Genomic DNA, 13905 nt, shown 5'->3' with positions numbered 1-13905 from the left:
CAGCGCAGCTTAATCGGGACTTCTAAATCAGGATAGGCGAAACCGGATACATATTGCTCAAGCGCAGACTTGATTGTCCGCCTTGCCAGTGTGTATCTGGCGTAACCGCTTGAAAGGAAACACCGTGGGACGTCACGAACTGCCACCAGAGACGGGTGCCTTTTTTATCAATCTAGATCGGGTCCCAGTGCGCCGTGACTTCATGGAAGCGCAGTTCAATCATGCAGGCTTGGTGGGTGCCACCCGGTTTGGCGCGAGGGATGCCCAGAAACCCGGAGTTGTGGACGCCAGTGGCTATGTTGCTGGAACGGGCAGTCGCTGGGGTTTGACGCAAAGCGAAATCGCCTGTTTTGAAAGCCATCGCGCGGTATGGCAGGCGGTCGTGGATCAAAACCTGCAAGCGGTGGCCATTTTTGAAGATGACGTCGAAATGTCCATCCAGGCAGGATCTGTGATTTCAGCACTGATGGCGGACCCAGATGCCTTTGACATGGTGAAGCTGGACTATTCCCCCAAATCTCTTCGTTTTGGGCCAGAGACCCGTATCGCAGGCGTCACCGTCCGGCCCATGCTGGAAATGGCCCCGAGTGCGGCCGCCTATGTGCTTTCTCAGCGGGCTTGCCAGAAACTGCTGAATTGGTCCGAAAAGTATTCGGATCACCTGGATGATTTCGTCTCCATCCCACGGTCGGATTGGCGGATGTATCAGTGCTTTCCGGCTGTTGGGGTGCAGATGATCTGGTCGAAACAGCAAAATCACACGGTCGAAGAGGTGAAGGTCAGCGAACGATCCCTAGACCAGAAAACCAACAGCGGGCTGGATAAGGGGCCGCTTTGGTTCCGCCTTCGGCGGGAATTGGTCGCGGCGCGACGTAAGTTGTATTGGCGCGTGGGAGGCCAGACGCGATTGCTGGAACAGGGGGGATACGTCGGGTTCATCCCCTGCGCCGACGATCTGAGCGTGTGAATTCATGTCTCAACACGCCACCTAAATGGTCGCCCCGCAGTGCATCCGCTTCATAAGCGTTAACAAAACTGTCAATATGATATAACCTCGTGACGTTAGTGGTGAATAACGTTTGGGTTATGTGTTGTGGGGCAGACAATTTACGAAAGATACGGTGGCTTCAAAACGATCTCGCGGATCGTGATGACCTTTTACGAAATGGCGTTGGAGTCCGATCAGATCGGCGGTCATTTCGAAGACATTGATATGCCCCGGTTGATTGATCATCAGACCAAGTTTGTTTCGTCCTTGGTTGGTGGACCTGCATCCTTTAGCGATGACAGGATCGAGGCGGTTCATCGTCACCTGAACATCTCTCACGCAGATTTTGACGAGATGGCCGCGCTTTTCAGCGAGGCCCTGTCGATGCATGGAATGGAAGACGCGCATATAAAAGTTGCCCTTGATGCCATCGAGTCAAAACGGGCCATCATCGTGGCTCGCGACGCCGCATGAGTATTCTGGCCATAAATGAACAGCTGCTCCGCGCGATCGGTGTTGGCGTCGCTGTTGTGCGGGCTTCGGATTTGGGTTTCGTGTTTCACAACGGTCCATTTACCGAGTGGTTTGGGGCACCGGCCGAAGGTCAGACCCTGTTGGATTATTTTCCCGACCTTGATCCAAAAGAGCTTGAGGACGTTAAACAATCCGGCCTCCGCTATTCGGCCGAGCTGCAGGTCAAACCCAAGCGCCGGACGCTGATATTTGCGGTCGCGGTGTCCTTGGCCAACGGCCTTTCCGAACAGGTGCTGGTGGTCGAATTTCAGAACATCACCCGCATTCGCGAGCTTGAGAGCATGATCGACAGTTATTCGACCATGGTCGAACGTAACACGCGCGAATTGGAACGCGAGAAAGAGCGGGTCGAACGGTTGCTGTTGAACCTCATGCCCCGCGCTGTGTACGAAGAGTTCAAGACCTTTGGTGTCGTTACGCCGCAGCTCTACGATCAGGTCTCGGTCGTGATGCTAGATTTTGTGGGCTTTACGGATTTTGCGGCAAAAACCGACCCGACTGTGACACTCAGCGAGTTGAACGATGTCTTCACGGCCTTTGACAGGATCGTCGAACAATATGGCTGCGAACGGATCAAAACCATCGGAGACGCTTATCTGGCGGTCTCGGGTATGCCGGACGCAACGCCAGATCATGCGACGGCCGTGGCCCATTGCGCAGTCCGGTTCCTGCGTTACCTCGAACGGCGCAACGAAAGCCATCCGCATAAATGGCAGGCTCGGATCGGTCTGGGAATGGGGCCGGCTGTCGGCTCGGTCGTGGGTATTCAGAAATACGTCTACGACGTGTTTGGTCCGGCCGTGAACATTGCTTCACGCCTGCAAGTCTTTGCAAACCCAATGAATATTGTCGCCCCGGAAGAGATGAAATACGCGTTGATTGACGAGTTCCAGGTCTCGGATATTGGGCCGGTGGATATCAAGGGCATGGGGCAGATGGATCTGATTAACGTCACCTCGGGCCTTAGTGTTCCGGCACCAAGGCCCAGGTTCTAGCTCGAACCTCAATCGTCCTGCGGAACCAGACCTAAACCCCGCAAATAAATTCCAATGCCACTTTCCAACAGATCCTCTGGCGGGAATGGAGAGCTGGCACCTGTGTTTCGGGCATAAAGCTCAACAACGCCATGGCTCATGGCCCAGATATGAGCACTGAACATCGACGCAGGTGGCCGTTTTCCGGGGGGGATATGCTGCGAAAGGTCTGCGGCTGCTTTTTCCAGCACGCTCTTGGCCCGGTTGGCGGCCAGCGCCAATTCAGGCGTTCGGTTAACGGAAATCCCGCTTTCGAACATGGCGATGTAGTGACCAGGGTGCTTGCGGGCAAAAGCCAGATAGGCCCGACCGGTTGCCTCAAACGCAGCAAGGGCCGAGGGTTGGCCCGTGTCGTAGGCGTACTGCATCAAGTCGGCGAACATTTCAAAGCCCTGACGGGCGGCTTCCGCAATCAGGTCCTCGCGCCCCTGAAAGTGCCTGTATACAGCTGCAGGCGTTACACCCGCGGTCTTTGCGGCCTCAGAAAGGGTAAAGCCTGTCGGACCTTTTTCTTCGATCAGCGAAAGAGCGGCCTCGATCAGGGCTTGCTTGAGATTGCCGTGGTGATACCCGCGTTTCGCCATGCCTGTGTCACGAGCCTTTTTGTTTAAGTTCCGGGGAACCAAGACATAATCCACGCCTGCCGGTTCGTCCAACCCTTGCCAGCAATGGAGCGCGAAAATGTCATCACGCGTCCAACACCTCGGGTCCGCCGCAAATCAGTGGATCGATCTTGCCAATAGCCTTCTTGTCTTTTTCATCATATTCCAGCGCGTGCAAAACAGTTCGTATTGCCGCGATGCGGGCGCGTTTTTTGTCGTCTGAGCGAATGATGGTCCAAGGGCAAAGGTCTGAGTGACTGCGGGTCAGAGTTTCCGAGATCGATTGCGTGTACTCGTCCCACTTACCAAGCCCCGCAATGTCGATTGGGCTAAGTTTCCATTGCTTTAGCGGATCTGTCTCACGTGCCAGAAAGCGGTTCAGTTGCTCCGCGCGCCCGACGTTAAGCCAGAATTTGAACAGTTTGATCCCGTCATTCACCAGTCCGGTTTCAAGCGGCAGAACTTGCCTGAAAAAACGTTCGCGTTCTTCGGGTTCGCAAAAACCAAAGACGTTTTCGACCACACCGCGATTGTACCAGCTGCGGTCAAAGAACACGATTTCGCCTGCCGCAGGCAGATGTTGAACGTAACGTTGGAAGTACCATTGGCTGCGTTCGGTGTCGGAGGGTTTGCTCAGCGCCACGTTGCGGGCGCCGCGCGGATTTAGGTTCTCACGAAAGCGTTTGATCGTACCACCTTTTCCGGCGGCATCGCGGCCTTCGAAAATGATAGCAACGCGATTGTCTGTTTCCCTTACCCAGGATTGCATTTTGACCAGCTCGATCTGCAGCAGATCCATTTCTTTCTCGTAATCCTTACGCTTCATTCTTTCTTCGTAAGGATATGTCGGGTTCAGGATGTCGTCTTTCTTTGCGTTTTCAATGGCTGATCGCACCTCTTTCGGGGCGTCCTTGCGGAAATACTTTTCAATGGAACCTTTTTCCGAACGGGCCATTAGCTACCTCGCCATAAAATCCATATCCTACTATGGATTAGCTGGCGGTTTAACGCAAACCCGCTCGCTCGGCCGCGCGGTCGATTGCTGAGGCAACCTCGGGGGCGGCCACAACCTGCGGCATGTGACCAATACCCGGAAGCTCGATCAGTTCCGCGTCGGGGATTTGGTCGACCAGTTGTTCTGCATGCCAGGCAAACTTGACAGTGGTGTCAGCCGTTCCGTGAACAACTTCGGTCGGTACGGAAATTTCCCCATAGCGGGGTTGCAGGGCGCGAACTTCGTCCAGCAGGTTGGCCCGTTGCTTGGCATTCGCATGCATCGAGGCGCGTCGCATCGTTAGGCCGGGGCCGAAATGCTGAGCATACCCTTCGGGTGCCGTCTGCGGGGCAAAGACCTTGTCCAGCGCTTTTTCCACGTACCATTCAGGGACAAATGCGGTGATCAGGGGCAGGGCCAGCGTATTGCCCGCCTCAGTCGACGCCAGCTTGTTGAAACCGTCCAGTGGCGTCTCCCACGGGATCGCAGCCGGTGCGATCAAAACAAGGGCAGAAATGTTGTCGGGCCGGGTGACCGCCCAAGCCAGCGATACGGACCCGCCATAGCTTTGCCCTGCAACAATGGGTTTTTCCGCGCCCAACTTGGCAGCGGCCTTTTGCAAGATTAACGCTTGCTCCTCAATGGTTTCTCCGTTCGAATTGAAGCTGTCGCTATAGCCCAGACCGGGTCGGTCGAACACGATCACACGGAAGTTCTCGGCCAGGATCGGTGCAAGAGCAAAACTCATGTCACGGGTGTTACCGCTGGACCCGTGGATCAAAACCACATCGGGGCCGTCGCCCATGACCACCGCATGGACGGCGATACCGTCGACCATCACCATTTCACCCTCAGGAGGGAAACGAGCCTCAGCCGCAGCTTCGTTCTGTGCTGCGCGCCAGACGGTCAGCAGGATCAGACCCGATAGAACGAGGCCAAGGAATATCAGAACTTTAATGACCAACGTCTTCCATGTTGAACGGGGTGGACTGGTAAATCTCATTGATCCAGTTGCCGTACAGCAGATGCGCATGGCTGCGCCATCTGTTTTGCGGAGGTTGTGATGGATCGTCGTCTGGATAGTAGTTCATCGGCACATTGATCGGTGTCCCGTTCGAGACATCGCGATCATATTCCTGCTTCAACGTATCGCTGTCGTATTCGAAATGGTTGAAGATATAGATCGCACGATGCGAGGGGTCCTCGACCAGACAGGGGCCGACCTCATCGCTTCCCAACAATGTCGTCAGGCCAGGCGCGCTGTTGATCTCAGATTGGTTCATTGTGGTCCAGCGGCTGACAGGGATCACGCAATCATCAGAAAACCCACGCAAAAACGGGGAAGAAGGAGCCAGATTCTGGTGCCGATAGCAACCAAACGCCTTGGCATCGAGCGCCTGTTTGTCGATGCCGTGGAAATGGTTGATCATCGCCATACCACCCCAGCAAACGCCAAAGGTGGAATGGACGTTTTTCTGAGTCCACTCAAAAACCTCGGTCATCTCGTCCCAATAGGTGACGTCATCGAACTCCAGATGCTCGATCGGCGCGCCCGTGATGATCAGGCCGTCGAATTTCTGATCCTTTACCTCTTGGAACGGTTGATAGAACTCGGCCATGTGATCGGCGGCGGTGTTCCTGGTGCGATGTTCGGTCATGCGGATCAGCGACAGGTCGATCTGCAGCGGAGTCGCTCCGATCAGACGCGCGAACTGGTTTTCTGTCTGAATTTTCTTGGGCATCAGATTCAGCAATCCGATCCGCAAGGGACGGATGTCCTGACGCATTGCCTGATCCGCGGCCATGACCATGACGCCCTCTTTGGTGAGAACGTCGTAAGCGGGCAGGTCGGAAGGGATCTTGATCGGCATCAGGTGCAAGCCTTTGGAGTTATTGTGTAGAGGCGGTAATTAAGCCCGGTTTGTCCGGGTCTCAAGGGTGCGTTCGATCAACTCATCGAAATCACCCGCATCGCGGACCTTGTGCATGTCATCAGCGGTGACTGTGACACCCCAATTGTCCGCCATGGCCTGATAGCGCGGTTGGCGGTGCGCCAGTGCGCGGGCATAGGTCCAGCGAATAAAGGCGTCCGGGTCGACGTCCTCGGGTGCGTAACCATGTTCGGTGAGGTATTCGTCCCAGACACGGGTCAGAAACTCTGCCTGATAGGACATCGGCTTAGGGGCCTTATCGAAACGGCGGATCAGTTCTGCGGTGTGATCTTCATCGCCCTTGATCCAGATCATCAGGGTTCGGCGGGACAGCTCGGACAGGACGTGATCTGCCGGGTCTTCGGGATCGACCCATTCGCAGATTGACCCGCCGGTATCGCAGATGAAGTTCGGGTATTGATACAAACGCTTGGCGCGATCGATGAAATACTCGGTGTCCAACAGGGCGTGGATCTCAGCAAGGCGGAACTGTTCCTGCCTACGACGATATTCAGTAAGCTCAAGCCCGCCGTGCGCCGGGTTGCCCGGTTTGCCCAGATAGGTCGCAACCGGTGTCAGGTTTTCGAACGAGATATTCGAGCCGATATAGATCGAATCCGACAGCAACAGGTCGCGCAGGAATGGAACTTTCATCGCCTCGGCTTTGGCGTTGTCGATGATGTATTCGCCCATGTACCGGGTACCGATGCGGTAGTCGATCGAGTAGTGGAACCAGTCCCCGGAATCGCGCAGCACGTTCGACACATAGGTCTTGCCCAGCCCCGACATGCCGAAGAACAGCACTTTTTTCCGGGCCGCTTCGCGCCAGTCCTTTGCTGAGCTGTAGATCATTGTCCGCTGTCCCTTTTTCTGACCTAGCTAAAACGGGCAGGGGGCGGCGTCAATCACGTGAGCGGGACCAGTTCAGAATCAACAACCCGATCGCCAACACGGCAAAGCCCAAAAAGGCCTGCGGCGGTAAGGTTTCGTCGCGCACCAGTGTGCCTAAAACGATGGCGACTGGCGGTATGACAAGCGTTACTAACATCAGGTTTCCGGCCCCGGCCATGGCAAGAACGCGGTAGTACAGCAAGTACGCTCCGGCTGTTGCGATCAGGGCGTAATAGGCAATGGCCGCCCACGCGATCGCCGGCAAGTTCAAAACGGGAAGCCCGTCGACCACGAGGGAAACAGGCAAAATCAGAATGGTTGAGCCGGTCAGCATGCCAGCTGCGGCAACTATGGGAGACAAGCCAGACAACTTGATTCTGGCCCAGGCACTGGCCAACGCGTAAGAAACTGTTCCTGCGATGATTGCCAGTTGGGCAACGCTTTGAAGGTTGAAAGTCGCGAAATTCTTGAGGCCAATTGCAATTGCTACACCCAGAAACCCCAGACCGACGCCCACACCACGAGCAAGGGTCAACCTCTCGTCCTTGAAAAACATAGCGGCGATCAGGACGCCGAAGACGGCGGTTGCTGCATTCAGGATCGAGGTCAGGCCAGTTTCGATGTAAAGCTGCCCCCAAGCCATAAGCGAGAATGGGATGGCATTGTTCAACAACCCCATCATCAGGAATGCGCCCCAGATGCGCGGACTGGTGGGAACACTCAGCTTTTTAACCCAGACAACGATCCACAACGCCAGCATCGCCCAGAATACGCGGTGCAGAACCGAGGTCATGACGGGGATCGTGTCCAATGCGACGCGGATCGAGATAAAGGATGCGCCCCAGATCACGCCCAGAAGCAACAGTTCGGCCCAAGCCCTTGGAGACAGGTGTTTTTGAGGTTCCATAGCCCGTTCTCGCATTCCCCAAGGCGATGTTCGACCCGAAACTTGCGCAAAGAAAAACCCCGCCGAAAGTGGCGGGGTTTTTGTAGTTGGTTCGGTAGGCGGGATCAGTTCAGCGTGTAAGTGAGCTGAAGGCCGACGCTCCATGCCGAGTTGCCCGAGAATTCGCCACCTGTTGTGGTGGTCGCGTCTCCGATGTCGGTATAGCGGATGCCGCCAGAAATCTGAGCCTGCTCGAAGGAGTATGTACCACCTACGCCAAGGCTCCAGAAACCGTCGGTGGGGCCGAGGTTCGAAACAGCAGAACCCGAGGACGTTTCATAGCCCGCAGAGATCGCGCCAGAAAACTCTTCGGTGAACTTGTAGCCAAGACCCAGTGTGTAGGTGAAGGTGTCGTCCGCGTAATCAACCAGGTTCTGTTGCGCAGCGGCAGTATAAACCGGCGGTGCCAGAACTGTCTGCGGCCAGTCAACCCAGCGGATCGAGCCGAACAGCAGCGTTTTAGGTGCCACACCGGTCTGGAAGTCCAGATTTACCGATTGAGGCGTCACAACTTCGGTTTCGGTCTGTGCGGTCACAAGCGGTGCGGGGACGGGCGGTGGTCTTCGGTTGATGGACTCCGTCGAGTCGAAATCGTGCGTGATTTTAGAGTTGTAGGTCAGTGCGACACGTGCCGCGATTTCGGGACGTTCCCATGCGACGCCTACGACGTAACCGAAGTCAACCTCAGAGCCGGATTCAAATTCGTAACCGGCAACAACCGGGACAGCAACCGTTGCCTTGGCTCGCTGTGCGCGAATACCGCCGATTGCGCTGAAGCCGCCATCGAACTTGTAACGCACCAGGGCAGTAATCGCATCAACATCCGCTTTAGCGCGCAAAACGTCGGTGCGACCACCAAAAGCGGCCAAGGGGTTCTGCGACAAAGGATAGTTCGACGGGTACTCGACATCGGCACCGTACGGTTCATCATAAATGAGAGCAAAGTCCAACTGATCGGTAAACGAATGCTTGTATGCCAGGTGTGGTGTCCAGAAGCTTTTGGCGATGTTTCCGGAATCAACACCGTTCTGCTCACCGCTCACGTCGGGGTTTGCGTAACCCAAACGGAACTGAACAACAGAACCTTCCTCAAACAGAATGTTGACGCCCTGGCCGCTGCGATCAAGACCGCCTGCGTAAGCACCGGTTGCGCCAACGCATACCGCACACGCCTGTAGAAGCGCTTTTTTCATTAGTTCCTCCCTCTAGGTCTCCTGGAGGTCAGCGCCTGTTGATATGTGGTGCGGACTGACCTGCATTGTGGTGCTCGTTATTTTCTTGAGCTTTACCTTATCGTCAACTGGTGACCGTGCGTTACTTGTGTTGAGTGTCGCGAAGAGGTGTTGCCAAACTGTTACGATTCTCGGCGTGAACGTTCAGGAAAATACCTACGAAAATTACCGCAGCGCCTAATAGGGTCCAGTGATCCAGCGGTTCGTGATACAGAACCATACCTATGACCGCGATTGTGGGCAGGCGTGCAAAGTCAAACGGCACCACAACGGTTGCCGGGGCAATCGCCAGCGCATTTGTGATGCAGTAATGCGCCAGCAGCCCGGCCAGTCCCACCAGCAACAAAAACGGAGCTGTGCTTGCCGAGGGCAGGGTGATTTGTCCGTCGATACCCGATGCGATCAGCCCCAGCACGGCTTGCATTACTGTCAGCCAGAACATGATGCATCCGATGCTGGCAAAACGAGTGAGGGACTTTGTTGATATCGTTGTTAAGGCAAAGAAAATAGCGGACATAGCAGCGGTCATCACACCTGCACTGAGAGGCACGGAGCCCGGCCGGGCGACCAGAAGAATTCCCGCAAATCCGATCAACGCCGACATCATGCGCACCGCCGTCAGACGTTCTTTCAACAAAAGCGGAGACAGCAGGATGACCCAAATGGGTTGCGTGAATTCCAGCGCAAAAACCTGTGCCAGAGGAATGACACCGACTGCGTAGAACCACAGGTTCTGCCCGGTGAAATGCAGCACGTTGCGAACCCCATGCAATCCGATCCGTTCGGTCGAGACTTGATGCCATTTGCGTGTCAGGGTCAGAATCAGGGCGACCACGCAAATTCCGACGAGGCTGCGGTAGAACATGATCTCGAACGTGTCATGGGTCACGCTCAGTTCACGGCCAGCGATTGCCATAGCTGAAAATGAGGCAATTGCCCCTGTCATCCAAAGTGCGGCTTTGACTAGATGACTCGGTGAGCGCGTCAAAACGGTAATACCTGAACACAACCGGGCGTGATGGCCAGACGCCGGCTCCGGTCGGGCAAATTCCGCGTTAGACGTAAGAGCATGGATTGAGCCTATCGGTTGTTGCGGAAAAGATAGTCCTGCTGGTTCAGGGCGGTTTCCAATTTGTAGCCAACGGTGCCCAGAAATCCCTGCAGTCGATCCAGGTCCCGGCACTCGATCAACATAAAATCAAAGCGAAACCGGTCATGATCAATCCCCTTCAGAACATTCAGTTCCGCCCCTTCGACATCCAGAGACAGCAGGTTTATTCTGCTGGGGGCTTCAGCCTCGATGAGAATTTCGTTGAGCGGGCGCGCGACCGCGCCGAAAGAGAAACTGACCTCGGTTTCTTTCATATGTAGCTGGGCATTCTTTAAATGCTCGCTTCGATCCGCAAGGTCTAATTCCTGTCCGACACTGACGCTCATCAGGTTTGCGTAAACCATCTCGATCAGACGATCGGGAAATCCGAATTCGACGCAGGCATTGCAAAAAACCTTGCTCCGACTTCCACGTAGAGAGAAACATTTAAGGAAGTTATGCGGTGCCGGTTCGATCAGGACACCCTGCCATCCCCGCTCTTTCTCGAAATAGTAGGTGTTGGATTGCGTGACGCCGTCATTGGCCCCGAGTTCCACAAAGGAACCGTTGTCGAAATCCAGATAGGGCTCAAGCTTCTGATCCAGAGTGTTCAGCCCATAATATCTGGTATTTTGTGGGTTGAGACGCTTTGAAACCGAATTTCTGATCTTGTTGAGTATTTTCACAACGCCCATCCTATCGTGTGTCGGCGGCATCGCATCCGCAGCGTCCTAGCTGTCGTCGGCGCTCAGAATGCCCAGCCCACCTATAGGGGCCAAAGGTTTCTTTCTCGGCAGTTGCCGCGATGGATTGAGATAGGCCGATGTGGTCCATGTATAGGAATTTATCGGGCCGAAGCCGTTGAAATCGCATCTGTTCCAGCCTGTGGCCTCGTCCAGCAAGGCGATGCAGTCCGGGTGCCTGTCCGAATTGTCGAACACAATCATTGTCGGATCTATCCGTTTCTGCTGGAACTGTTCCCGAACAAATCTGGCGCAGGCGTTGCGATAGCGCCCATCGATGACGACGATATCGGCATTTCGTATTTCATCGCGTTCAACATATTGCGCTTTTTCCCGCTCGAAGAAATAGGTGAAATGCGGTTTGTCGGCGAGAGAAGCAGAAATCTTGTCAAACCAGCCTTTGTCGTTTTCGACCGACGTTACCTCTGCACCTGCATTCAGATAGTAGATCGAAGAGTTCCCGCTGCCATATTCCAGAACGCGAACGCCGTTCAGATCGAAGCTGTCCAGGTATTCGATGGCCGGATATGTGTACCACGGGATTTCACGGCCCTCACCATCGCGGCAGTCCCAGTTTTCTATGGAATTGTATTGGCCATAAGTTTCACCCAGAATCCGGTAGGTTTTGACCTGTTCCAGTGACGCTTTCGACGCACGTTTCAGGACCTTTCGCAATATCCAGAAATGGGTGTTCGTCATGAAGGCCCCTCGCTGATGAAAGTGGATTAAATGTTCTCAACGCGCACAATTGACACAAACTGGCGTCTATTCCCACTCAATCGTGCCCGGAGGTTTCGAGGTGATGTCATAGGTACAGCGATTGATGCCCTTGACTTCGTTGATGATCCGCGTAGCCGTTTCGCCTAGGAATTCGTGGCTGAATGGATAATAGTCAGCCGTCATACCATCCACCGATGTCACCGCACGCAGGGCGCAAGCGTAGTCATAAGTGCGCCCGTCGCCCATGACGCCAACGGTGCGAACCGGTAGAATCGCGACAAAGGCTTGCCAGATTTCGTCATAAAGGCCGTGCTTGCGAATCTGGTCGATATAGACCGCATCCGCTTCGCGCAGGATGTCCAGCTTTTCGCGGGTGATCTCACCGGGGCAGCGAATCGCCAGACCGGGACCGGGGAAAGGGTGACGACCAATAAAGCTCTGCGGCAGGCCCAGTTCGCGGCCTAGGGCGCGAACCTCGTCCTTGAACAGCTCGCGCAATGGTTCGACCAGTTTCAGGCCCATTTTCTCTGGCAGTCCGCCAACGTTGTGGTGCGATTTGATCGTGACCGAGGGGCCGCCCGAGAAGGACACCGATTCAATGACGTCCGGATACAGCGTGCCTTGCGCCAGAAACTCTGCACCATCGATGGTGTCAGCGTGTTTCTGGAACACGTCGATGAACAGCTTGCCGATAATCTTGCGCTTGGTCTCGGGGTCGCTTTGACCTTCGAGTTCACCAAGGAACAGATCGCTTTCGTTCGCGTGGATCAGCTGGATGTTGTAATTATCGCGGAACATGCCGACGACTTCTTCGGCCTCGTTCTTGCGAAGCAAGCCATGGTCCACGAATACACAGGTCAGCTGATCGCCGATTGCCTCGTGGATCAGGATCGCCGCGACCGAGCTGTCGACACCACCGGACAGACCGCAAATGACCTTTTTGTCGCCGACCTGCTCGCGGATCTTTTCGATCATTTGTTCGCGATAGGCACCCATGGTCCAATCGCCCTTGAACCCGGCAAGTTTGACGAAATTCTCATACAGTTTTGCACCCTTGGGTGTGTGGTGCACTTCGGGGTGGAACTGAACCGCATAGAAGTGACGGTTGCTGTCCGCTGTAATCGCGAAAGGTGCGTTGGGGGAGGTGCCGTAAACGGTGAAACCGGGCGCGATTTCGCTGACATGGTCGCCGTGGCTCATCCAGACTTGTTCATCGCCATCGGTGAACCAGCCGTCCAGAATATCCAGCTTTTGGTTGGGGGTCACAAACGCACGCCCAAACTCGGCCGTGCCGTGTCCGCTTTCAACCTTACCGCCCAGCTGGTGCATCATCACCTGCTGGCCGTAGCAGATGCCAAGGATTGGAACGCCGTAATCAAAGATCTCCTGCGGTACACGGGGCGAACCCTCACGTGTCACACTGTCAGGACCGCCCGAGAATATCACGGCCTTGGGGGCCATTTCCCGCACAAAGTCCATCGTGACTTTTTGATAGGGGTGGATTTCGCAATAGACATTCAGCTCGCGCAGGCGGCGCGCAATAAGCTGCGTAACCTGGCTGCCGAAGTCGATGATCAGAAGGCGGTCATGGGTGTCTTGGGTCATGGTTGGCTATTAGGTCGCAAGGCTTGCATGTGCAAGCGCTATGACGTCATTTGTGCAATTGAGCCTCAGGATAATACAGAAAGAGCGCGAGATGCCCGAGATCAAACTACGCCGCGCAAGTGCCGCTGATACCGAAGCCGTCACAACCTGTATTGCAGCGGCCTATGCGGATGCACTTCGCGATATTCCTGATCTGCCCGATGTCACGGACGGCGTTGGCGACGACATCGTCGCGCATCAGGCCTGGGTTGCCACGCAGGATGAAGACATCGTCGGGTTTATTGTTTTTGACCAGGTCGATTCTGCGGTGATGATCTTTAACCTTGCCGTATCGCCAAAGGCACAAGGGGCAGGGTTGGCGAGGCGGTTGATCGGAATAGCTGAACAAGAAGCCAAGGGAACGGGCACCGCTAAGCTCAGGTTGCGAACGCATAAATTGATGCAAGCGACAGTCTCCATGTACCTCTACTTGGGCTGGCACGAGAAAGAGGTGAGCGGCAAGACCATCCTTATGGAGAAGGAACTTGAGTGATTAGAGCAAGTGCCTGACGGTTTTGGTTCCTGCGGATGTCGCTTTTCCCCCTATAGCGCCGTA

The 13905-nt window shown here is 55.1% G+C and carries 15 protein-coding genes; 4 read left to right on the top strand and 11 right to left on the bottom strand.

Translation table 11 applies throughout. The features are described from left to right. Positions 1-124: 124 nt before the first annotated feature. The 3 genes from AC2FLJ_RS01875 to AC2FLJ_RS01865 all read left to right on the top strand — a co-directional run bounded on the left by AC2FLJ_RS01875 (position 125) and on the right by AC2FLJ_RS01865 (position 2517). Positions 125-967: a glycosyltransferase family 25 protein gene (locus AC2FLJ_RS01875; protein ID WP_496704302.1), complete on the top strand. Its 843-nt coding sequence runs from the start codon at positions 125-127 to the stop codon at positions 965-967. A 126-nt stretch (positions 968-1093) separates the two neighbouring features. Then, positions 1094-1462, top strand: coding sequence for a group I truncated hemoglobin (locus AC2FLJ_RS01870; RefSeq protein ID WP_058271453.1), 369 nt, complete (start codon positions 1094-1096; stop codon positions 1460-1462). After that, entirely contained in the window at positions 1459-2517 is a 1059-nt protein-coding gene (locus AC2FLJ_RS01865) for an adenylate/guanylate cyclase domain-containing protein (RefSeq protein WP_058271454.1), read from the top strand. Before AC2FLJ_RS01870 ends, AC2FLJ_RS01865 begins: the two co-directional genes overlap by 4 nt. Before the next feature lie 8 nt (positions 2518-2525). On the opposite strand, the gene AC2FLJ_RS01860 is transcribed toward AC2FLJ_RS01865, so the two are convergent. The 11 genes from AC2FLJ_RS01860 to guaA all read right to left on the bottom strand — a co-directional run bounded on the left by AC2FLJ_RS01860 (position 2526) and on the right by guaA (position 13310). After that, entirely contained in the window at positions 2526-3140 is a 615-nt protein-coding gene (locus AC2FLJ_RS01860) for a TetR/AcrR family transcriptional regulator (RefSeq protein ID WP_496704301.1), read from the bottom strand. A gap of 103 nt (positions 3141-3243) precedes the next feature. Further along, on the bottom strand, positions 3244-4113 hold the full coding sequence (gene ppk2, locus AC2FLJ_RS01855; protein ID WP_058277783.1) for a polyphosphate kinase 2: 870 nt from the start codon (positions 4111-4113) through the stop codon (positions 3244-3246). A gap of 49 nt (positions 4114-4162) precedes the next feature. After that, positions 4163-5155 (bottom strand): alpha/beta fold hydrolase, encoded by a 993-nt coding sequence (locus AC2FLJ_RS01850; RefSeq protein ID WP_496695287.1) that lies wholly within the window; start codon positions 5153-5155, stop codon positions 4163-4165. Further along, positions 5106-6023 (bottom strand): homoserine O-acetyltransferase MetA, encoded by a 918-nt coding sequence (metA, locus tag AC2FLJ_RS01845; RefSeq protein ID WP_496695289.1) that lies wholly within the window; start codon positions 6021-6023, stop codon positions 5106-5108. Before metA ends, AC2FLJ_RS01850 begins: the two co-directional genes overlap by 50 nt. 39 nt (positions 6024-6062) lie before the next feature. Then, positions 6063-6935 carry an ATPase gene (locus AC2FLJ_RS01840; RefSeq protein ID WP_496695291.1) on the bottom strand — a complete coding sequence of 291 codons (873 nt, stop codon included), beginning with the start codon at positions 6933-6935 and terminating at the stop codon, positions 6063-6065. A 49-nt stretch (positions 6936-6984) separates the two neighbouring features. After that, complete coding sequence (locus AC2FLJ_RS01835; protein ID WP_496695293.1) at positions 6985-7881, bottom strand: DMT family transporter; 897 nt, start codon at positions 7879-7881, stop codon at positions 6985-6987. Positions 7882-7985: 104 nt separating this feature from the next. Further along, a complete protein-coding gene (locus tag AC2FLJ_RS01830; RefSeq protein ID WP_058277787.1) occupies positions 7986-9113 on the bottom strand; it encodes an OmpP1/FadL family transporter in 1128 nt (375 codons plus the stop codon). A gap of 121 nt (positions 9114-9234) precedes the next feature. Beyond that, positions 9235-10140 carry a DMT family transporter gene (locus AC2FLJ_RS01825; RefSeq protein WP_496695295.1) on the bottom strand — a complete coding sequence of 302 codons (906 nt, stop codon included), beginning with the start codon at positions 10138-10140 and terminating at the stop codon, positions 9235-9237. A gap of 92 nt (positions 10141-10232) precedes the next feature. Next, positions 10233-10928 (bottom strand): FkbM family methyltransferase, encoded by a 696-nt coding sequence (locus AC2FLJ_RS01820; RefSeq protein WP_496704300.1) that lies wholly within the window; start codon positions 10926-10928, stop codon positions 10233-10235. A gap of 45 nt (positions 10929-10973) precedes the next feature. Continuing rightward, the gene (locus tag AC2FLJ_RS01815) at positions 10974-11684 is read right to left on the bottom strand and encodes a hypothetical protein (RefSeq protein WP_496704299.1); all 711 of its coding nucleotides are present in this window, start codon (positions 11682-11684) and stop codon (positions 10974-10976) included. A gap of 66 nt (positions 11685-11750) precedes the next feature. After that, positions 11751-13310 carry a glutamine-hydrolyzing GMP synthase gene (gene guaA, locus AC2FLJ_RS01810; protein WP_496695301.1) on the bottom strand — a complete coding sequence of 520 codons (1560 nt, stop codon included), beginning with the start codon at positions 13308-13310 and terminating at the stop codon, positions 11751-11753. 91 nt (positions 13311-13401) lie between these two features. On the opposite strand from guaA, the gene AC2FLJ_RS01805 reads away from it, so the two are divergent. Continuing rightward, positions 13402-13842, top strand: coding sequence for a GNAT family N-acetyltransferase (locus AC2FLJ_RS01805; RefSeq protein ID WP_282168417.1), 441 nt, complete (start codon positions 13402-13404; stop codon positions 13840-13842). Positions 13843-13905: the final 63 nt, after the last annotated feature.

This window comes from Ruegeria sp. CDSA034, from assembly GCF_059612275.1.
Note: the sequence above shows the minus strand (reverse complement) of the source record. Positions and strands in the feature narration are given on the sequence as shown.